Genomic DNA, 21249 nt, shown 5'->3' on the forward strand with positions numbered 1-21249 from the left:
AAGGTACCTATAAGGAGGAGCAAGGAATGATTCATGCAAACATACGTCTAGGCGTTATCGGTGCAGGTGCAATCGGTAGTATACATATGCAGACATTCAATAAAGTCGAAGGTATCGATGTTGTTGCTGTAACGGACGCTTACCTTCCGCTTGCTGAGCAGCGTGCTGCTGAGTACGGTATTGAAACGGTTCATCCTAGTCCTCAATCACTGCTAGAGGATTCATCGATCGATGCAGTTGTTATTGGTGTGCCTAACCAATTTCATGCCGAGCTTGCTATTGAAGCACTGAAGCAAGGCAAGCATGTTCTACTGGAGAAACCGATGGCCATTGATTCCGAAGCAGCGCGGCTAATCGTAGAGGAAGCTGAGAAATCAGGTAAAATACTAATGATGTCGCATCAAATGCGCTGGACTGGACTAAGCCGCGCACTTAAGCAGCGAATTGATAACGGCGATGTAGGCCACATCTATAACGCAAAGGCAGGCTGGTTCCGCAAAAAGGGCATTCCCGGCTGGGGCTCATGGTTCACTCGCAAAGACCAAGCAGGCGGCGGCCCGCTGATTGACATCGGAGTTCATATGCTCGATCTTTCGCTTTATCTCATGGGCAATCCGAAGCCTGTTTCCGTATACGGCTCGACTTATGCAGAATTTGGTCCTAACCGTCTTGGTACAGGAACATGGGGTACGCCAAATTGGGACGGGTACTATGACGTTGAGGACCTTGCCTCGGCGCTTATTAAACTTGATAATGGAGCAACCTTGTCGCTTGAGGTAAGCTGGGCAGCACATTCAGCCTTCCTGCCGGAAGATCCATTTATTCATTTGATGGGAACAGAGGGCGGCGTAGCGATCATTGGCAATAATGGGAAGTATGTTACGCATGAGAACAATGAAGTCGTTGAAAGCGACATCACTCCGCTAGAGGGCGAAGAGGATCGGATTCTAATGAGCCGCCATTTTGTCGATTGCATACGCGAAGGCAGGCAGCCGATTACGTCTGCACTTTCGGGTTATACAAATAACCTTATTCTTGACGCAATATATGAATCATCCCGCACGGGCAATGAAGTTAAGCTGAAGTGGGATTAATCTTTTAAAAAAAGACATCACTGCTTCATAGTGTATTGCTAAAAACCTTCCCTAATGCGACAACTGTATCAAAGTCGCATGGAGGAAGGTTTTTTTATCGTGAGATCTATGAATTAAAAGTAATCCTCGTTGCTGGATTGTCTATCCAAATGCTAAGGCAAAGGCAAAAGAAGGTTCGGTTTCCTTGCATACTGTGGTATAATAGATCAAGATAAAGTGATTTTGTAGTGAAGGACGGGATTAAACGAATGATTAGTACAAGTGGCATAACGCTCCGTTACGGGAAGCGGGCGCTTTTTGAAGATGTTAGCATTAAGTTCACGCCAGGCAACTGTTAYGGCTTGATCGGCGCTAACGGCGCRGGYAAATCGACSTTTYTSAAAATATTRTCCGGYGAAGTTGAGCAATCGCACGGAGAAGTGCATATAACGCCGGGTGAACGGCTAGCCGTTCTAAAGCAGAACCATTATGAATACGACGAGTCCGTTGTACTTGAGACGGTAATGATGGGTCACAAGCGTCTTTATGAAGTAATGAAGGAGAAGGACGCTTTGTATGCAAAAGCAGACTTCACTGATGAAGACGGCATGCGTGCAGGTGAGCTTGAAGCTGACTTCGCAGACATGAACGGCTGGGAAGCTGAGTCTGAAGCAGCAGAGATGCTAAATGGACTTGGTATTACTCCTGACCTGCATGATAAGAAAATGGCTGAGCTAAGCGGCAATGAGAAAGTCCGTGTATTGCTGGCTCAAGCATTGTTTGGCACACCGAACATTCTATTGCTCGATGAGCCTACCAACCACTTGGACATTGAGTCCATTCGCTGGTTGGAAGATTTCCTTGCCGATTACCAAGGAACTGTTGTCGTAGTCAGCCATGACAGGCACTTCCTGAATACGGTATGTACACATATTGCGGATATCGACTTTGGCAAAATCCAAATGTATGTCGGCAACTATGACTTCTGGTACGAATCCAGCCAGCTTGCATTGCAGTTGATGCGCGGTGAGAACAAGAAGAAGGAAGATAAGATCAAGGAATTGCAGGCGTTTATTCAACGCTTTAGTGCGAACAAATCGAAAGCGAAACAAGCAACTTCGAGACAGAAGCTTCTTGAAAAAATTTCGCTTGATGATATTCGTCCATCTAACCGTAAATATCCGTTTATCCTCTTCAAAGGTGAGCGTGAAGCGGGCAAGCAGCTCCTGCTTGTTGATGGCTTGACCAAAACGATCGACGGCGAGAAAGTGATCGACAATCTGACGATCGCTCTTAATAAAGGCGATAAAGTTGCATTTGTTGGACCGAACAGCTTGCCTAAGACTTTGCTTTTCCAATTGCTTGTTGGTGAAGTTGAAGCGGATGCTGGCAGCTACTCATGGGGTGTAACAACATCGCAGGCTTATTTCCCGAAAGACAACTCACCATATTTTGATGGTGTTGATTTGAACCTTGTGGAATGGCTTCGTCAATATTCAAAAGATCCGGATGAAACCTTTATTCGCGGATTCCTTGGCCGTATGCTCTTCTCGGGCGATGATGCAATGAAGAAAGCAAGCGTGTTGTCCGGAGGCGAGAAAGTTCGCTGCATGCTCTCCAAGATGATGCTTGAGGGCGCGAACGTATTTATTTTGGATGAGCCAACGAATCACTTGGATCTTGAATCCATTACGGCTCTGAATAATGGTCTGACAGATACGGATTGTACGATTTTGTTCACTTCGCATGACCATCAGTTCGTACAAACGATCGCTAACCGCATCGTTGAAATTACGCCGAACGGTGTAATCGACCGGATGATGACTTATGACGAGTACCTTGAAAGTGCTGAGGTTAAAGCGCTTCGTGAACGTATGTACGCTGTTTAATTACTATAGAGCGTCAATCAGTGAGGATAGTCTCGCTGATTGACGCTTTTTTTTGTCTAGATAAGGTTATGAAATTTAGTTTAAATGTCTAGCCACTTGCTTAAGATAACCAGCATGAAGCTTTACATTAATGTCTATTGTAAAAGATACCGTTTAAGCTCGAAAGCAGCCATCTTATCTAAAGTTATGCAACAATTGGCATAAATAAAATGGACAAACATGCAAAATTTTAGGTTGATTTATGCGTAAAAGGGAGTTATACTACGTTTGAAAAGGTTTTCAGAAAAGCTTTTCAGTAAGCACTTTCATAAATGTGAAATATGACTCATTATAATAAAATTCAAACTAGCGCATGTTACATCATTCTTACTCATCAAGAAAGGCGTGCCATTATGAAATCGACTATACGCGATGTAGCAAAATACGCTAACGTGTCCATAAGCACCGTATCCCGGGTCATGAATGCGCCGGAAACCGTAGTGGAAGAGAAACGTATCAAGGTGCTGGAAGCTATTGAGGCGCTTCAATACCAGCCGAATGGATTTGCCAGAGGGCTGATTTACAAAAAATCAGACACGCTTGGCGTTATGATTCCGGATATAGAAAATCCGTATTATGCCGGCTTAATACGCGGAATGCAGGATGCGGCTGTTATGCTGAACCATAGTCTGATGATCTGTAATACAGACCGCGACAAGCAGCGGACGATCGCTTATGTGCAAAGCTTTTTTGAGAAGCAGGTAGATGGCATCATATTTACGAGTGATTCATTGCATGAAGAATATTACGAGGAGATGCAGCGCTATCGTCTGCCATTCGTTCTAGCTTCTACCAATGCTCCGGAGTATGATATTCCGTCTGTTGATATTGATGATGAGCAGGGTGCGTATGATGCGGTCAAACATTTAATTGAAGCAGGACATCGCCGCATAGGTATGATTGGTTTTCCTTTAGGAATCACAATCTCCGGTGAGCCGCGATATACGGGCTTTAAGAAGGCGCTTCAGGAATATAACCTCTCAGAAAACGAGAATTGCATTGAATTTGCTATACATCGATTTGAGCATGCTTATGATGCAGCTGAACGACTGTTCACTCGTTGTCCCGAATTAACGGCTGTTTTTGCAGCTTCGGATGAATTCGCGATGGGTGCGATTTCATATTTGCGCGACAATGGCAAATCCGTACCTGAGCAAATGTCCGTCGTAGGCTTTGACAATATCCGAATGGCTCAGATGTTTATACCTAAGCTAACGACGATAGACCAGCCAACCTATGATATTGGGTATCGATCCGTTGAGAAGCTGCATGAGCTGATTACAACTGGGAAAGTTGAAGTGCTCAGAGAGAAGCTTCCACATCATTTAATTGTGCGGGAGTCAACCAAGACCTATTCATCATAGGCGTGAAACGATAATACTTAGATTCGAATATTAATAGCGAAACGGCTTTGCCTCTAAATTTTGGCTTTGGTCGTTCGCTTTAACTCCTCTCTGAAAAGCTTTTCAGAGCAATGGAAGCGTTATCTATTTAAAAGATCTTGTTTTCGATACCTGTTGAGCATAAAAACAACCTACATTGGCACTTTAAAGGAGGTGAGGCAACAACTTGTTATCTGACGTTAATTTAACGTTTCAAAAGGGCCGAGTAAGTGTAATTTAATTACTGATTACTTAAACATGAAAGGATGAGGTCTATGTACACGAGAAAAACAAAAAAAGCATCGACTGTCTTTATTCTAACGCTAGCGCTTGTGATGACGATTACGGCTTGCGGAGGAAAAAATAATAATACAACGAACCAGCCGACAGAGAAGCCAGCAGAGGGCGGAACGAATGCAGGAGCAGGAGCGGGCGACAGCGCGCTGGCTAAAGCATTAAACGGCGATTTTAAAGGTAAAAAGGTTACGATGTTCGGTCCGTTTACGGATGCGGATGAAGTGAAATTTAACGAAAGCATTAAAGCGTTCGAAGATAAGACTGGAATCGACATCGCGTATGAAGGCTCTAAAGAGTTCGAAGCAACGATTTCGGTACGTGTAAACGGCGGAAACGCTCCTGATATTGCGGATTTCCCGCAGCCGGGTTTGCTGAAGGGCTTTGTGAACTCTGGTAAGGTAATTGATGTAAAATCATTCCTTAGCGATGAGTATTTGAAGAAACAATACAACCAAAGCTGGCTTGACATGGCTACGATGAAAGGTACTGGCGGAGACGTAATGTCTGGCATCTGGGCACGCAGCAGCGTAAAAAGCTTAGTATGGTACAACAAAAAAGCATTTGCAGAAGCAGGTTATACCGTTCCGAAAACATGGACAGAGCTTATGGCGCTGACTGATCAAATCGCGAAAGACGGCGATCCAGCTTGGAGCATCGGCATCGAGAGCGGTACAGCGACTGGCTGGCCGGCTACAGACTGGATGGAGGATATTATGCTCCGCACGACTACTCCTGAAAACTATGACAAATGGGTATCGGGTGAGCTTCCATTCACAGACCCTGTAGTCAAAAATGCAGCCGAAAAAATGGCTGAAATCTGGTTCAACGAGGACTATGTATACGGTGGTAAAAAATCTATCGCTACAACATCGTTTGGTGATGCAGTTAAGCCGCTATTCGATAATCCGCCAAAAGCATGGCTTCACCGTCAAGCCGGCTTTATTACAAGCTTCTTCCCAGAAGGCTTGACAGCTGATGATTATGATTGGTTCCCACTTCCAGCTATTGATGAGAAATATGGTCAACCAGCTCTAATCTCAGGAGATATTTATGCTATGTTTAATGATCGTCCAGAGGTTCGCGCTGTAATGGAATTCTTCACAACGGGCGAGTCGCTCAAAGCTTGGATTCAAACAGGCGGCGTAACAGCTCCTATGAATGATGCTGATCCATCATGGTACCCGAACGATCAAGAACGCAGAATGGCAGAATTCGTGAAAACAGCAGAAACGATTCGTTTTGACGGTTCTGACCTTATGCCAGGCGCAGTTGGCGCAGGTACATTCTGGAAAGGTATGACGGACTGGGTAAGTGGAACAGTAGATTTGGATACAGCACTAAAAGAAATTCAAGCAGGCTGGAAAAAATAATTGACTGCTGCTTGAGTGATTCGGGGGGCTTCTCGCCGCAAGGTGAAAGCCCCTCTATAATCAACGCAGAAAATGGTGGCTTTTACGAAGAAAGGTTTGCTTCGCAAACCTAAGTTTATGCTTACGAAGATAGGTTTGCTACGCAAACCTAAGTTTACGCTTACGAAGAAAGGTTTGCTTCGCAAACCTAAGTTTATGCTTACGAAGATAGGTTTGCTACGCAAACCTTGAAGGAGGATTCATATGGAATTACAGGCTAGGAAAGGCAATGCTCTGCGGCTACTGTTGTTATCCATACTCGTGCCAGTTATCAATATTGTCATTCACGGGGGCATATTTATACTTTTTCGCGACTCCAACCTTCCGCCTATCCTCAATGCGGTGTTTGCAGTCATATGGGGAGCAGTTGGTATTTATTCGATTTACTATTCGTTTAACTGGGTAGTTGAAAAGTATCCGGATCAATGGAAGCGGAGAATATTGCCTTTTGTATTTGTTGGCCCAGCGGTGCTGCTGCTTGGTTGGCTGCTTGTCTTTCCGACATTGCGGACGCTATATTTAAGCTTTTTTGATGCCGGCTCGGTCAATTTTGTCGGTTTCGCCAACTATGTAGCTGTATTTACGGACCGCCTGCTCATCATGGCGCTGCGCAACAACTTGCTTTGGGTGTTCTTTGGCACACTGGCTTGTGTTGGCTTAGGTCTTTTAATTGCGATACTTGCTGATCGAAGCAGCTTCGAGAAGCTGGCTAAGGGTCTCATATTTATGCCGATGGCGATTTCGTTCGTAGCGGCAGGTGTTATCTGGAAGTTTATTTATTACTATCAGCCAGGCCAGGAGCAAATTGGACTGCTGAATGCGATCGTCGTGAAATTTGGCGGGGAACCGCAGGCATGGCTCAGTATGATTCAGCCGTGGAATAACCTGTTCCTTATCGTTATTCTCATTTGGATGCAAACAGGTTTTGCGATGGTTATATTCTCAGCTGCGATTAAGAGCATCCCAGAGGATATGCTGGAGGCCGCTCGTATGGATGGCGCAGGCGAGGTTCGCATTTTTTTCAAAATCATGATTCCTTACATTGCGGGAACTTTGTTATCCGTTACAACAACGATTATTGTGTTTACACTCAAAATCTTCGACGTTGTTATGATCATGACAGGCGGACAATATGAGACGGACGTTGTGGCAACACAGTTCTATCGCCAGCTGTTTATGTACCAAAATGCAGGTTATGGTTCAACCTTAGCCATTGTGCTTCTCGTTGCTGTCATTCCAGTCATCATAATCAATCTGCGGCAGTTCCGTAGAGAAGGAGGGTTCTAATATGAGCAGGAACAAAAAATCCCGTAAGTCCAAGTGGCTCGTGAATACAGTGCTAGCTGTCATATGTCTCATTTGGACTATCCCGACGCTCGGTCTGCTCGTTTCCTCTTTCCGGCCTGCAGCAGATATATTATCTACTGGCTGGTGGAATATACTGCCTCATCGAGATTGGAGCACAACAGAGCAAATTCAGCTGCCCAAAAACACCGATCTTCGTGAGCCAATTAAGGTGAATGGAACAACGTTTACCGATGATCAGCTGCGTGCGGGTGTGGAGCTTAACGGCGAACGATTGATCTGGGAAAACCGGAGAGCTAGACTTCTGAACGTACAGGATAAGCAGTGGACGATCATTTCAAATTTTACAACTCAGAACTATGAGACGGTGCTGGGTGGAAAAACATATTCCATCACGATGCCAGATGGTACGACCAAGACAGAGAAGGGCAGCGGTATGTCGCGTTCCTTCTGGAATACGATTGCGGTTACAGTACCAGCTACCGTAATTCCGATTTTCATCGCATCCTTTGCAGCTTATGCTTTTGCTTGGCTAAAGTTCCCAGGAAGAAAGACATTGTTTGTCATTGTTATCGCTTTGCTTGTCGTGCCTTTACAGGTAGCGCTCATTCCGATTTTGCGCGATTATACATCGCTTGGACTGAACGGCACATACTTTGGGATCTGGCTTGCACATACGGCGTTTGGTTTGCCATTGATCACATATTTTATGTACACATCAATTAGTCAGCTGCCCAAGGATTTGTTCGAATCGGCATTTATGGACGGGGCAACGAATTTTACAATTTTCAGCAGGCTCATCCTGCCGCTATCCGTCCCTGCGCTAGCATCGATCAGCATATTCCAATTTTTATGGGTATGGAATGATTATTTGATATCCCTTATATTTCTCGGAAGCCAGCCTGAAGTGCAAGTATTGTCAATGAATATTGCAAACATGGTAGGCTCCAGAGGAAATGACTGGCATTTGCTTACAGCAGCAGCATTTGTTTCGATGCTCATGCCGCTCACCGTATTTTTTGCACTTCAAAAATACTTTGTTCGCGGGATGCTTGGCGGCTCCATCAAAGGTTAACAGCAGCAAAAGAATGGCGCAGCGTCTGGACACGGTGTCCCCTCGCGCGCCATTTGTTTGTATAGAGAGAAGGAGAGATTAGAGTGCAGATAAAACCGGCTTGGTGGAAGGAATCAGTTGTTTATCAGGTTTATTGGCGCAGCTTTAAAGATACAAACGGGGATGGTATTGGTGATCTTCGAGGTGTTATTGAAAAGCTGGATTATATTCAATCGTTAGGTGTGACAATGGTCTGGATTAATCCGTTCAATGAATCTCCAGACAAGGACAATGGCTACGATGTGTCTGACTATTATACGGTTATGAAGAAGGCAGGAACGATGGAGGACTTTGATCAGCTCGTTGCGGAGACGCATGCAAGAGGCATGAAGCTGATGATGGACGTCGTCGTTAATCATACATCGAATCATCATCCTTGGTTCATCGAATCTCGTTCCTCGATCAACAATCCAAAGCGTGATTGGTATATTTGGCAGGATGGTAGAGAGGGTGAGCCGCCTACCAATTGGCGTTCTTATTTTAACCCTTCTAGCTGGGAAATTGATGAGACGACAGGGCAATATTATATGCATTCCTTTGCGATCGAGCAGCCGGATTTAAACTGGGCAAACAAAGAAATGAGAATGGAAATCTACAACATGCTGCGTTTCTGGTTGGATAAAGGTGTAGATGGGCTGCGTCTTGACGCTCTAGCATTGCTGGCTAAGCCAAACAGCTTCAGTGATGTAGAAGATCCACATGACATCAGATATTTAACACACAATCCGGGACTGCATGATTATTTGCAGGAAATGAACCGTGAGGTTTTCAGGCATTACGATATGATGACGGTTGGTGAAATTGCGTTCGCAACACCGGAGACAGGTCCTTTGTTCGTTGAAGAGGAGCGTATGGAGCTGAATACGCTGTTCCATTTTGAAGTTGCGGATGAAATGCCGGAATGGGATATGGTTCGTTACAAGCGCATCCAGAAGCAGTGGGCGGAGGCTTTGGCTGGCCGAGGGTTTGGCTCGCAGTTTTTAAATAACCATGATCATACGCGGCAAGTATCTCGTTATGGTAATGACAAGGAATTCCGCGAGGAATCAGCTAAGCTGCTTGCTACGATGGTCCATACGCTTCCAGGCATTCCATACATTTATCAAGGCGAAGAAATCGGTATGACAGGCGTAAGGTATGAAACGATCGGCGATTATAAAGATATTGCGATGATTAACAGATATGTGGAGGAAGTCGGTAAAGGCCAAGATCCTGCCGCAGTGTTTCGTTCATTGCAGGCGCTTAGCCGTGATAACTCCAGAACGCCAATGCAATGGAATACGGAGCTTAATGCAGGTTTTGGCAGCGCCGAGCCATGGATAAAGGTTAATCCAAATTATGAAGAGATTAATGTAGAACAAGCCGAAAAAGATCCAAATTCGGTATTAGCTTTTTATCGGAAGCTCATTGCGCTTAGAAAGAGCAATCCAGTCATGGTTTATGGCGACTTTACAGATATAAGTGAAGATGATCCGAATCTATATGTTTATGTTCGAGAGCTGGAGGGAACCGAATGGGTTGTGCTTTTGAATCACGGAGAAGAAGCCCAAACCTTTACGTTCTCGGATTCGTTTTTTGGAGAGGAAGCTTTGAAGCTGAAGCTGGTGCTTGGTACGTATGAGAATACATTAAGCACTTGGAATGACGAAGGGCGAAGCATCGAGCTGAGGCCATTTGAAGCGCGAATCTATGAAGTAATCACCTAATTCAGCGTGAGCGTGCGATTATAAAGAAATGGTGGAGCAGAATAAACCCTGCCCCACCATTTTTTTTATTATGCGCTTAACGCACGCTTTCTTGCTTTAATGGCAGCTTGCGGCCTTTCCCGTAAGGGATGCAAAGGGGAGTGCCAAATATGGGATCTGCTGTGATTTGGCATTCCATATCAAACACGGTGCGTATAAGCTGTTCGTTCATAATGGCTTCCGGTTTGCCCTGCGCATGTATTTGGCCGTCTTTCACAGCTACAATGTGATCAGCATATCGGCAAGCTAGGTTAATGTCGTGCAGCACCATCACAATCGTACGATTCTCCTGCTCGTTTAAATCAAAAAGCAAATCAAGAATTTCGATCTGATGGGCCATATCCAAATAGGTTGTCGGCTCATCAAGCAAAATAGTCGGTGTGTTTTGGGCTAGCGTCATTGCTATCCAAGCACGTTGACGTTGACCGCCGGATAGCGAGTCCAGTGAGCGCGAGGACAGCTCGTCCATATGCGTCACTTCAAGCGCTTTTTTGACCATCTTCTCGTCTTCATGCGACCATTGCTGCAGCCAGCTTTGATAAGGATAACGGCCTTGCTTGACGAGCTGATGGACGGTTAAGCCTTCCGGTGCGATTGGACCTTGAGGCAAGATCGCTAGGCGCCTTGCGATTTCCTTGCTAGAGAGTTTGGCAATCTCATGGCCATCAATAAGAATAGAGCCTTCTTGCGGCTTTAAAAGGCGGGCAAGGGAACGGAGCAGCGTTGACTTGCCGCAGCCGTTGCTGCCAATGAATACTGTGATCTTGCCGGGAGGGATCAGCAAATCAAGATTATTGAAAATCGCTTTTTGTCCGTAGGATAACGTAAGATTTTTCGCTTGAATGGAGGACACGATAATCTCTCCCCTTTGCATTATTGTTTAATTAAAAACGCGCAGTGCGTTATGATCGGTTGCGATGGCGATACAATAAATAGATAAAGAACGGTGCGCCTATCGCTGCAGTGAAGACACCTGCTGGAATATCTAGCGGAAGGAACGCAGTTCTTGCGATAAGGTCAGAGAGCAGCAATACGAGCGACCCTATTAAAGCGGACACAGGTATTACGCCTCCATAAGACGGGCCAACAAGCTTCCGGGCAATATGAGGCGCCATAAGCCCGATGAAATTAATGGCACCACCTATAGCAACCGCAACACCTGCGAGTGCAACGCTGATGATGAGCAGTATCGTTCTTTTGATTTGCACGGAGCTGCCTACGCTTGTAGCAACCTCATCGCCAAGCTCCTGGACATTAAGATGCCGAGCGTAGATAAGCGCAATTGGAAACAAAACGACAAGCCATGGAAGCAAAGTCCAAAAGTCTCTGTCCCATGATACGCCGTAGATGCTGCCAGTCATAAAAGTAAAGGCTTTGACGGCTACCGCAGTAGGCGTGAAGGATGACGTAAGGATAAGCATGTAGGTAACCGCAGTTAATGCGGTAGCCATTCCGATCCCAATTAGGACGAGCCTGAGCGGCGTGATTCCTTTTCGGTAAGCAAATAAATAAATGAGGAACGCAGCGGCAAAAGCTCCAATAACAGCACTGATCGGCATGAACCGGATGCTTATATGCGAAAAATACAAAATGAATATAACGGTGCCAAGTGAGGCTCCGCCCGTAATGCCGATAATGTCGGGAGATGTCAAAGGATTGCGCACAATACCTTGCAGCAGCGCCCCTGAAACAGCGAGTGCGGAGCCTACCATTACAGCAATCAACACGCGTGGCAGACGAAGTGAAAAAATAATCATCGCATCTGACGAATCACCTTGTCCCACAAAAGTAAGTAAAACATCGATAGGATTAATGGTTTTGCTGCCAAGCCCAACACAAATGACGACTGCTGCTAAATTGGCAATTAGCAACAAAACAATCACCATTAACGTTCGGCGGTCAAGTTGAAAGGAGTGTTTGCGGCCCCTGAGTGTGATCCATTTATTCATATTAGGATTGGCCTCCTCTTCTAGCGATAAACACGAAGAAAGGAACACCAATAATCGCTGTCATGATTCCCACGGGAACTTCCTTCGGAAATGAAATATATCTTGATCCGATATCAGCAGCAAGCAGCAATATGCCGCCAAACACCGCGCAGTATGGAATAACCCAACGGTAGTCAATGCCAACTAAATAACGCATTAGATGAGGAATAATAATGCCAACGAAAGCAATAGGACCAGCCATAGAGACCGAACCGCCTGCTAGAAGGACAATAATAATTCCAGCTGCTAATTTGATATAGACTGTTTTTTGACCTAATCCAACAGCAACATCTTCTCCAAGCGCCAGTACGTTCATATGTCTTGCAAGCACGATGGCCGCTATCAAGGCAATACCCATATATGGAGCAGCGGCTGTAAAGATGTTCATGTCGCGTCCTGAGACGGAGCCGACAAACCAATAAAGCACCTGATCAAATGTCTGGCCGCTTGTAAGCAATACACCCAGCGTGAGTGAAGAGAAGAAAGCAGTCATAGCAGCACCGGCAAGCGTAACCTTCAGCGGTGTCAAACCATCGTTGCCGATCGAGCCAAGCGAGTAAACGAGAGTCACTGTAAAGGCTGCTCCTACAAACGCCAGAGTTGCAAAAGTCGTCATGCCGCTAGCTCCGAAAAAGGCAGAGCCGATGACGATGAAGAAAGCGGCTCCTGAATTCACGCCGAATATGCTCGGAGAAGCAAGCTGATTGCGGGTAATTCCCTGCATGAGTGAGCCTGCTACAGCTAGACTCGCTCCGACTGCGGCTGCGATAAACGCGCGCGGCACTCTTGCCGTTTGAATGATGAGCTGCTCCTGAGAGCCATCAAATGCGGTAAATGAAGCTAAAATCGTGCGCCAGCTAATATTCGTTACTCCAAATGCTATGCTGCAAACGATACCAGCAGCAAAGAGGAGCAAGCCGGTTATCAGCCCTATTATTTTCTGGGCTCGTGTATGTAATAATGTACTCATAATTTCCTCTTTCCTTGATGTCAATTGTGAAGGGTATTCATGATTTAGGACTACTAAAACATTTTAGGGGATCATGTACATAGTGTCAATGAAGTTGAAAATCATTATCAACAGTTATTGACTTTGTTTTATATGGCTGGTATAGTTTCGTTTGTAATAAAACTGAGAATGATTTTCAACATGAAGGGGAGAAAAAAATGTCTTATGTATTAAAGAAGAAATTTACTTGGACAGCATCCGCCCTATTGCTTGCACTAGCCGTAATTGTTTCGGGATGCGGCCAATCCGGTTCAAAAAATAACGAAGGCAATTCATCGGCGACAGAAGGAACGAACGCGTCGAAGACAGAAGACACGAGAGTAATTACGCATGCAATGGGCGAGACCAAAATAGAAGGCAATCCAACTCGTATCGTCGTATTATCTAACGAAGGAACAGAAGCGTTGCTGGCACTTGGCATTAAACCGGTAGGCGCGGTGAAATCTTGGACAGGCGATCCATGGTATGACCACATAAAAGCGGATATGGAAGGTGTTACCGTTGTAGGTGAAGAGAGTCAGCCTAACATCGAGCTGATTGCAAGCTTAAAACCTGATCTTATTATTGGTAATAAATTGCGCCAAGAGAAAGTTTATGATCAGCTTAAGGCTATTGCACCTACTGTGTTTTCTGAAACGCTTCGTGGTGCTTGGCAGTCTAATTTCATGCTATATGCTGATGCGATCGGCAAGAAAGCTGATGGCGAAAAAATCATTGCCGACTATGACAACCGTGCAGCAGACTTTAAAAGTAAAGCTGGCGACAAACTCAACCAGAAGGTGTCAGTCGTTCGGTTTATGGYGGGCAAAACGCGCATTTACTTAGAGGATACTTTTACAGGGATTGCATTCTCGAAGCTTGGAATTACACGTCCAGACAATCAAAAATATAAAGATACATTCGTTGAGGAAATTACGAAAGAACGTTTGCCGGAAGTAGATGCTGACATGTTGTTCTACTTCACTTATGAAACGGGTGATGGCAAAGGAACGAAGATGGAAGAAGAAATGTTGAAGGATCCATTGTGGCAAAGCCTTCAAGTTGTAAAAAATAATAAAGCGATTAGAGTGAGCGATGCGATCTGGAATACAGCCGGCGGCGTCATTGCAGCTAATCTAATGCTTGATGAAATTTATAAGATTTATGAAATTAACTAAATAGTCGCTTTTTAAAGCAGTCGGTTCTTATACCGGCTGTTTTTTTCTTATAATAACGGGTAAGTTAATTAGGATATGATCGTTCGAATCGATACACTGGATTGTTGCATGGGTGCATAAAAGTGCGCAGCCGGTAAACACTGTTTCTCTAGACCCACTCGGGTGCGCTCCGTTATGATACCGATAGGTTATTTGGATGGTTTTAAAATACATACTTTTATTGCTTGGGGGGTATTAAAGCTGAATCAGTATGATGAGATTAAACAGGGCGAGAAGGGTGCTTGGGTCAGTATAGGCGCTTATTTGGGATTATCCGCCATCAAACTCGGAGCAGGCTACTGGTTCGTATCTGGAGCACTCGTTGCAGACGGCTATAACAACCTTACGGATATTGTTGCGTCAGTAGCCGTACTGATTGGATTGCGAATTTCACAGAAGCCGCCGGATAAGGATCATCCATACGGACATTTTCGAGCGGAGACCATTGCAGCACTTATCGCTTCGTTCATTATGGCGACGGTGGGCATCCAAGTATTGATCAGTGCGGTAAAATCCTTGTTTGCTGCTAATCATCATATACCTAATCTAATGACAGCATGGATTGCTTTATTTGCTGCGGCATGTATGGGCGGGGTTTATATATATAATCGAAGGTTGGCCCTCCGAATTAACAATCAAGCTTTATTAGCGGCAGCTAAGGATAACTTGTCAGATGCTCTTGTGAGCATAGGGGCAGCTATCGGTATTATAGGATCACAATTTGGCTTGCCATGGCTTGATCCTGTAGCGGCAATAGCTGTAGGTATTATCATATGTAAAACGGCTTGGGAAATTTTTTATAGCTCTACGCATGCGCTTACGGATGGCTTTGATGAGAATGAGCTGTCCTCTCTAAGTTCAACAATTGCCAAAACGAAAGGTGTTAAATCGATTAAGGATATTAAAGCTAGAGTACATGGCAGTCATGTACTTGTCGATGTAATCGTTCAGGTTGATCCCGAGCTTACATTGATCGAAAGCCATCAAATAAGTGACGAAATCGAGCGTCGAATGAGTAGGAAGCATAACATAATGAGCATACATGTTCACGTTGAGCCCGATGAGCTAATCGAGAATACAGGGGCAAGTAAGCCGGAAAATCATTAAATCCAATCGGTAATTGTTGCCAAATGAGTTCAAAATCGAAATTTATGGTTCAAATGGCATGAAAGGCTGATTCTGCCAAAAGACCTACTCTTTACATGAAAATCATACAATTTAGTTGCAGTGATGGAGTAAATTTCAAGTCTAACTAGGTACTAAGGCATCCTCTTAATTGGGATGTCTTTTTTTTGTGTACATACGACGATTTTATGGTTCTTAAAACCTATTACAAAGAGGGGTTAAATAGGCTTTTTGGTCGATACTTGTCTAATCTAATCGAATTTACAATGAAGCAGAACCGTGAAACTTAAACTGTTTACACACCAAGGAGGCGTAAGGATTGCAACACAGCATGAAAAAAAGGATGGCAACAGCAACGTTAACGGCAGCATTATTGTTTAGTTCACTTTCAGTTCCAGCAGCGCTGGCGGCTCAGACAACACAAGCAGCAGAGGTACAATCGAGCGTAAATATGCGCACATCACCTTCGACATCAGCATCCATTATTCGCAGTTTAAAGAAAGGCGAACAAATTACGGTGATGGAGAAGGTTAATTCATATTGGTATAAAGTAGCAGATTCTTCGGGTAAACAAGGTTACATATCGACCTCATCACAGTATATTGAGCTTCAAACCTCGGTTCCTGCACAAGACGGCAATGCAGTCGCTCTATCTTCTGTTTCTTTCCGAAAGGCGGCATCGACATCGGGTGAACGCATTCGATATTTGAAGAAAGGCGAGCAGGTAACTATCGTAGCAAAGACAAACAGCTATTGGTATGAAGTGAAGGATGGCAACGGTGTTCGCGGCTATGTAAGCACAGATTCTTCCTACTTGAAAGTAACTGGGACTATTCCTGATGGGAATACTGGGGGGAACACGGGCGGCAATGGCGGCGGAACAGTTACGAATCCTGATGTATCAAAAGATAAGCAGGTTGAGAAAATCATAGCTGCAGGGATGAAGTATTTAGGCACCCCTTATGAATACAGTTCTGATCGCAACACGACGACAACTTTTGATTGCTCCGATTTCGTGAGACAAGCCTTTCTTGATGGCGTCTCTCTGAAGCTCCCGGCTGACTCTCGTCAGCAAGGTCAGTACGTAAAGGATAAAGGTTCTATTACGACCAACTGGAAGCAGTTGAAACGCGGTGATATCGTATTCTTTATGTCCTATAAAGGAACGAAGGCATCAGCCTATAATGGAATTGATAAATCTAAAGCTACGATTACTCATGACGGTATTTATTTGGGAGACGGCAAAGTATTGCATACGTATTCGAAAGAGGGGGGCGGCGTTACCGTCAGCAGTATTGAAGGTACACATTGGGAGTATCGTATTCTGTTCGGTGGAAGCGCGTTGTAACCTCAAAAAAGCCAGTTAGGATTTAATCCTAACTGGCTTTTTTACATCTGTATGAAATTGCTTATGAATCTATTTGAATTTTTGCATTATCGTTATGTTTAATTTGTTCGTTCTGGACTGCTTCAGCTTCTTTGTCCTCGAGCGCTTTCTTCTTGTTACGTCTCTTGCGAAGTAAAAGATAAACAATGAGAATAGGCACGGCTCCTAAAAAAATATACAAGGAAACATCCTTAACCATGCTTTCCGCAGCGCGTCCGTAGAAATAAAATAATGATCCAACAATATAGAACTTTAAGCCCCGGCCAATTGCTGCGTAACCGATTAATCTCCAAAGAGGGAAATTTAAGCAACCAGACAATATTGTAAATACTTTGAATGGAATAGGTGTGAATGAGCCGATAAGAATGGCTGCTTCGCCATTTTTCTGAAACTTATCCGTAGCGGCATCGATCCATTCTTTTTTTAGAAATTTATATAGAACGGATTTGCCCATAATCTTTCCCAAATAATACCCGACAGGTGTACCTAGGAGGCAGGCGATATAGCCCACAGTGGCCAGCCATAATGCTGTAGATGGATTGAGTATGCTCAATGAGACTTGAAGAAAAAAAGCAGGAATGGGAAATATAACTGCGTCTAGAAACGAATGAATAAACAATCCGAGTGGACCGAAATCCTTTAAAAAATCGACTACGGCTTGAAACATTACCAGGCTCCCTTTCCATCAACTAACCTGCACATAAAGCCTGCTTTTACGAAATATACCGTGTGTAAATTCCACTTATGCTAACATATGCTGCAGCTTGTTGAAAAAGCGCTTTAGCGCTTGATATTTTAATTATAGCATAATTTTTTCGCTTAAGAAGATGATACTTGTCATGTGTTTCATCTCCGCTTCTCTAGTTCCTCTAGACCAAGTGCTTAAGAACGAATACGTGATTACCTGCTTACAGGTTTCAACGTCTTTTTCAGAATATTCTCTCCCAGCATTTTCAATTCTTATGATTATTGATGATTTAGAAAAATTTACGTTGTTAGAAATAAAAAAAAGCTCGTTACGGGGGCCGTAAACGAGCGGAGATTACTACAAAGAATAGAGCGGCAGCAGTTACTCCCGAATTTGACGGCGAGAGACACCGCTTTGCTGTGCAGCCTGTATGACGCGTCGCCGTACTTCCTCAACGACTCTCGTGTTGAATACGCTAGGAACGATATACATAGGGCTCAGTTCTTCATCGCTTATAACGGAGGCAATGGCTTCTGCTGCCGCAAGCTTCATTTCTTCATTAATCGTAGCAGCGCGGCTATCGAGCGCTCCACGGAAAATTCCCGGAAAGCAGAGAACATTGTTAATCTGATTAGGATAATCCGATCTCCCCGTAGCAAAAACAGCGACGATATCCTCAGCAAGTTCAGGGCGTATTTCAGGCTCTGGATTCGCCATAGCGAAAACGATTGGATCTTTTGCCATCGTTGTAATATGCTCTCGCGTCAATATGCCGCCGGCCGAAACGCCTATAAAAACATCAGCGCCGTTTAGCGCTTCAGCTAAACCGCCTGTGATGCGCTCTTCATTCGTATGATTAGCATACCACTGCCACATAGGGTTGTCATAAACACAGTCAGCGGACAATATCCCAGCCCGGTCCACACCGATAATATGTTTTGCTCCTCCGGCGATCAGCATTTTTGTACAAGCGGTTCCTGCTGCCCCGATTCCGCAAATAACGATGCGAGCCTCTTGGAGGCTTCGATTTGTCAGCTTCAGCGCATTTAGCAGCCCTGCGTATAATACGACCGCAGTACCATGCTGATCATCATGAAAGACAGGGATATCAAGCTCCTGCTTTAACCTTTGTTCAATTTCAAAGCAGCGAGGGGAGGAAATATCCTCTAAATTAATGCCGCCAAAGGCAGGAGCAATGTTTTTGATCGTTGCAATGATGGTTTCGGTATCCTGCGTGTCGAGGCAGATCGGGAACGCATCGACATCGGCAAATTGCTTGAAGAGCATCGCTTTGCCTTCCATGACTGGCATAGCTGCATATGGACCGATATTGCCGAGGCCGAGCACCGCGCTTCCGTCGGAAACGACGGCAACCATATTTCTTTTTATGGTGAGCGTATAAGCTTTGGATGGTTCTTCAGCGATTGCTTGGCATACTCTAGCCACATCCGGCGTATAAACACGGGACAAGTCATCGCGGTTTTGGATCGGCGTTTTCGGCTGAATTGAAATTTTACCTCCAAGATGAAGCAGGAAGGTACGGTCGGATATATGAACGAGCCGAATGCCTTCTAATGATTTCAGCGCTGTCGTAAGCCGTTCTGCTGCGCCATGCTCCGATATTTTCACAGTTAAATCGCGCAAGCTTTTGTTTTTGTCTGTATGTATGACGTCTATGGCGATAATATCGCCTTTGGCTTGTTCGATTGCTGTAGCTGCTCGGCCAAACTGCGCAAGATTCGTATCAATTTCCAACCTTAAAATAATCGTTTTTCCGTCTGTCATCTCCGAACTCATTATAAACAGCTCCCTTCATCAGTTATACTATTTGGATAAGGGCATACAATTTATGCTTCATTCTTATTTTAAAAAGAAAACCGTCACTGCATCAGTCGCAGGACGGCGTTCGGACAACTCGTGGGGTCGTATTGTTGATTGCGTTTGGTAAGCAGGCTGTCTCTAAACTGGCCTGAAGCGTAGGGCTCATGGATAAGCTTGAACCACTTATCGACAGTATCGTTCGAATCGAGCATTTCTCCAAATCCGTTATTGATAAAATATTCGCAGTTCTCTTCTTCTTGTCCAGGAATCGGCTCATAAAACAGCATTGGAATTCCTTTGCTCATTCCTTCTGTGCAGGTCATGCCGCCAGGCTTCGTGATTAGAAGATCGGAGACATCCATCAGCTTGTTCACCTCGCGAGTGAAGCCAAGTATACGAATGTTAGGATGCTGAAAAAGGGGATCGGCAAGCATTTTTTCCTTCATCTTCTCGTTTGAGCCAACGCAGTAAATGAGTTGTGTGCTTTCCCGCCATTTGGTCATATATTCAAGGGCATTGTCCTCGTATAAAATTCCCCAACCGCCGCCCATTATGAGTACGGTCGGCATGTTTTTTAAATCAAATTGTTCTCTAATCTCTTCTTTCTCGTATGTATGCCAGAAGTTGGGGTGAACAGGGATTCCTGTTACTTCAATTCGGTCTGTTGTAACCCCTTTTTCCATGAGCCGCTCTTTCACAAGCTCGCTTGAAACGAGGTATTTATTGACTTCTTGGTTTACCCATGACCCATGTGCATCATAGTCTGTAATAAGCGTATATAACCGTATGTCTAGTCCTAGACGTTTGAGCCGAGCAACGACAGCATTCGGTACAGGATGGGTGCATACGATTAGTTCTGGCTTCAGCTGGGATATGACCTGTGACGTTTGGGTATAAAACACACGATGAAGCGCAAGCTGTGTAAAGCGGTTAAGCGACTTCTTATAGTTGCTGCGGTACATAAGACCGACCATCTTTGGTTGTTTGCTTACCGTTTTGCGATATGCAGATATAATCCACGGACCAAGCACCGGATTAAGGAAATTTCCTAACTCGATGACGCGGGTCTGAATCCCCGGACTTAATTGCTTGAGTCCGACAGCGAGCGCATAGGCAGCTTGGGTATGACCAGAGCCAAAGCCTTCAGAGAGCAGAAGCACTCTTTTCTTACGCATTCATTCCACCTACTTTTCTAATTCCATATTACGATGCAAGTGCGACTAACACAAGTTTTATCCGCTAGGGTTGCGAATAATGTGGTGGATAAATTATCCTAGAATGAAGATGTACACATTATTATTATATGTAACTAAGTAGTCAACTATATTTACATATATTTTACAAGCAAATATAACATAATAAAGTGAGGATGGTTCGATATGGAACGAAATAACCAGGTTGACGATAGTTTGAAAATAGGGGACAACGTAAGAGCTGAAATCCGCTCCGGTCATTATCTAGGTGAGCTTGTTGAAATTAACGGGCCTCGTGCTCTCGTCAAGGTTTTAGCTGTGTTAAAGCATCCTGAGCAAGGAGACCTGCATAATCCTTATAATCCAGACGTGCCTATGTTTCATGAGCGTCGTGCACTAAGCTTTACAGAAAAAACAAATGTTTTGCTGCGTGACGTAAAGCGGCATACAGGCATTATTCCAGAGTATAACGATTCTTTAAGAGCTGCCGCAGAAGCCGAAATTGCTTCACTGGATCGACTGCAGCGCTGGGCGGCTAAAGGCTTGGAGCAAATGCAGCAGCTCTTAAAGGAATATAAATAGCTTTATA

The 21249-nt window shown here is 44.6% G+C and carries 17 protein-coding genes; 11 read left to right on the forward strand and 6 right to left on the reverse strand.

What is annotated here, in order from left to right; genetic code table 11:
- The first annotated feature begins 26 nt into the window (after nt 1-26).
- From AB4Z50_RS04605 to AB4Z50_RS04635, 7 genes are all read left to right on the forward strand, one after another.
- A complete protein-coding gene (locus AB4Z50_RS04605) occupies nt 27-1094 on the forward strand; it encodes a Gfo/Idh/MocA family protein (RefSeq protein ID WP_441876264.1) in 1068 nt (355 codons plus the stop codon).
- Nucleotides 1095-1342: 248 nt separating this feature from the next.
- Nucleotides 1343-2962: an ABC-F family ATP-binding cassette domain-containing protein gene (locus AB4Z50_RS04610; RefSeq protein WP_441876267.1), complete on the forward strand. Its 1620-nt coding sequence runs from the start codon at nt 1343-1345 to the stop codon at nt 2960-2962.
- A gap of 392 nt (nt 2963-3354) precedes the next feature.
- The gene (locus tag AB4Z50_RS04615) at nt 3355-4365 is read left to right on the forward strand and encodes a LacI family DNA-binding transcriptional regulator (RefSeq protein WP_441876270.1); all 1011 of its coding nucleotides are present in this window, start codon (nt 3355-3357) and stop codon (nt 4363-4365) included.
- A gap of 293 nt (nt 4366-4658) precedes the next feature.
- Nucleotides 4659-6050 (forward strand): ABC transporter substrate-binding protein, encoded by a 1392-nt coding sequence (locus tag AB4Z50_RS04620; RefSeq protein ID WP_076268934.1) that lies wholly within the window; start codon nt 4659-4661, stop codon nt 6048-6050.
- A gap of 243 nt (nt 6051-6293) precedes the next feature.
- On the forward strand, nt 6294-7376 hold the full coding sequence (locus AB4Z50_RS04625; protein WP_076268933.1) for a carbohydrate ABC transporter permease: 1083 nt from the start codon (nt 6294-6296) through the stop codon (nt 7374-7376).
- A gap of 1 nt (nt 7377) precedes the next feature.
- Nucleotides 7378-8469 (forward strand): carbohydrate ABC transporter permease, encoded by a 1092-nt coding sequence (locus AB4Z50_RS04630; RefSeq protein ID WP_441876275.1) that lies wholly within the window; start codon nt 7378-7380, stop codon nt 8467-8469.
- A gap of 89 nt (nt 8470-8558) precedes the next feature.
- Entirely contained in the window at nt 8559-10214 is a 1656-nt protein-coding gene (locus tag AB4Z50_RS04635) for a glycoside hydrolase family 13 protein (protein ID WP_441876874.1), read from the forward strand.
- A gap of 76 nt (nt 10215-10290) precedes the next feature.
- On the opposite strand, the gene AB4Z50_RS04640 is transcribed toward AB4Z50_RS04635, so the two are convergent.
- From AB4Z50_RS04640 to AB4Z50_RS04650, 3 genes are read right to left on the reverse strand one after another with little or no spacing between them, the layout of a single operon-like run.
- Nucleotides 10291-11106 carry an ABC transporter ATP-binding protein gene (locus AB4Z50_RS04640; protein WP_339204607.1) on the reverse strand — a complete coding sequence of 272 codons (816 nt, stop codon included), beginning with the start codon at nt 11104-11106 and terminating at the stop codon, nt 10291-10293.
- Nucleotides 11107-11155: 49 nt separating this feature from the next.
- Nucleotides 11156-12202: a FecCD family ABC transporter permease gene (locus AB4Z50_RS04645; protein ID WP_441876278.1), complete on the reverse strand. Its 1047-nt coding sequence runs from the start codon at nt 12200-12202 to the stop codon at nt 11156-11158.
- 1 nt (nt 12203) lies between these two features.
- A complete protein-coding gene (locus AB4Z50_RS04650) occupies nt 12204-13211 on the reverse strand; it encodes a FecCD family ABC transporter permease (protein WP_339204605.1) in 1008 nt (335 codons plus the stop codon).
- A gap of 197 nt (nt 13212-13408) precedes the next feature.
- Here AB4Z50_RS04650 and AB4Z50_RS04655 point away from each other — a divergent pair, with 197 nt between their 5' ends.
- The 3 genes from AB4Z50_RS04655 to AB4Z50_RS04665 all read left to right on the forward strand — a co-directional run bounded on the left by AB4Z50_RS04655 (nt 13409) and on the right by AB4Z50_RS04665 (nt 16919).
- Entirely contained in the window at nt 13409-14407 is a 999-nt protein-coding gene (locus AB4Z50_RS04655; RefSeq protein ID WP_441876282.1) for an ABC transporter substrate-binding protein, read from the forward strand.
- 240 nt (nt 14408-14647) lie between these two features.
- Nucleotides 14648-15553, forward strand: a complete 906-nt coding sequence (locus AB4Z50_RS04660; RefSeq protein ID WP_441876877.1) for a cation diffusion facilitator family transporter — start codon at nt 14648-14650, stop codon at nt 15551-15553.
- 337 nt (nt 15554-15890) lie between these two features.
- A complete protein-coding gene (locus AB4Z50_RS04665; RefSeq protein WP_441876285.1) occupies nt 15891-16919 on the forward strand; it encodes a C40 family peptidase in 1029 nt (342 codons plus the stop codon).
- A gap of 61 nt (nt 16920-16980) precedes the next feature.
- Here AB4Z50_RS04665 and AB4Z50_RS04670 read toward each other — a convergent pair whose 3' ends face one another.
- The 3 genes from AB4Z50_RS04670 to AB4Z50_RS04680 form a co-directional block, all read right to left on the reverse strand.
- Nucleotides 16981-17625 carry a YqaA family protein gene (locus AB4Z50_RS04670; protein WP_076268927.1) on the reverse strand — a complete coding sequence of 215 codons (645 nt, stop codon included), beginning with the start codon at nt 17623-17625 and terminating at the stop codon, nt 16981-16983.
- 402 nt (nt 17626-18027) lie between these two features.
- Nucleotides 18028-19443: an NAD-dependent malic enzyme gene (locus tag AB4Z50_RS04675; protein ID WP_441876290.1), complete on the reverse strand. Its 1416-nt coding sequence runs from the start codon at nt 19441-19443 to the stop codon at nt 18028-18030.
- 83 nt (nt 19444-19526) lie between these two features.
- Complete coding sequence (locus AB4Z50_RS04680) at nt 19527-20642, reverse strand: MGDG synthase family glycosyltransferase (protein ID WP_076268925.1); 1116 nt, start codon at nt 20640-20642, stop codon at nt 19527-19529.
- Between the two features lie 204 nt (nt 20643-20846).
- Between AB4Z50_RS04680 and kapB the strand changes: the two genes are divergently transcribed.
- Nucleotides 20847-21242 (forward strand): sporulation phosphorelay system protein KapB, encoded by a 396-nt coding sequence (gene kapB / locus AB4Z50_RS04685; protein WP_076268924.1) that lies wholly within the window; start codon nt 20847-20849, stop codon nt 21240-21242.
- Nucleotides 21243-21249 lie beyond the last annotated feature (7 nt).

This window comes from Paenibacillus sp. 2TAB26, from assembly GCF_052115145.1.
Taxonomy (GTDB): domain Bacteria; phylum Bacillota; class Bacilli; order Paenibacillales; family Paenibacillaceae; genus Pristimantibacillus.

Bases quoted from the DNA above. Each gene is read 5' to 3' on its own strand.
- AB4Z50_RS04605 (WP_441876264.1), top strand. From the start codon at position 27: ATGATTCATGCAAACATACGTCTAGGCGTTATCGGTGCAGGTGCAATC.
- AB4Z50_RS04615 (WP_441876270.1), top strand. From the start codon at position 3,355: ATGAAATCGACTATACGCGATGTAGCAAAATACGCTAACGTGTCCATA.
- AB4Z50_RS04620 (WP_076268934.1), top strand. From the start codon at position 4,659: ATGTACACGAGAAAAACAAAAAAAGCATCGACTGTCTTTATTCTAACG.
- AB4Z50_RS04625 (WP_076268933.1), top strand. From the start codon at position 6,294: ATGGAATTACAGGCTAGGAAAGGCAATGCTCTGCGGCTACTGTTGTTA.
- AB4Z50_RS04630 (WP_441876275.1), top strand. From the start codon at position 7,378: ATGAGCAGGAACAAAAAATCCCGTAAGTCCAAGTGGCTCGTGAATACA.
- AB4Z50_RS04645 (WP_441876278.1), bottom strand. From the start codon at position 12,202: ATGAATAAATGGATCACACTCAGGGGCCGCAAACACTCCTTTCAACTT.
- AB4Z50_RS04650 (WP_339204605.1), bottom strand. From the start codon at position 13,211: ATGAGTACATTATTACATACACGAGCCCAGAAAATAATAGGGCTGATA.
- AB4Z50_RS04670 (WP_076268927.1), bottom strand. From the start codon at position 17,625: ATGTTTCAAGCCGTAGTCGATTTTTTAAAGGATTTCGGTCCACTCGGA.
- AB4Z50_RS04675 (WP_441876290.1), bottom strand. From the start codon at position 19,443: ATGAGTTCGGAGATGACAGACGGAAAAACGATTATTTTAAGGTTGGAA.
- AB4Z50_RS04680 (WP_076268925.1), bottom strand. From the start codon at position 20,642: ATGCGTAAGAAAAGAGTGCTTCTGCTCTCTGAAGGCTTTGGCTCTGGT.
- kapB (WP_076268924.1), top strand. From the start codon at position 20,847: ATGGAACGAAATAACCAGGTTGACGATAGTTTGAAAATAGGGGACAAC.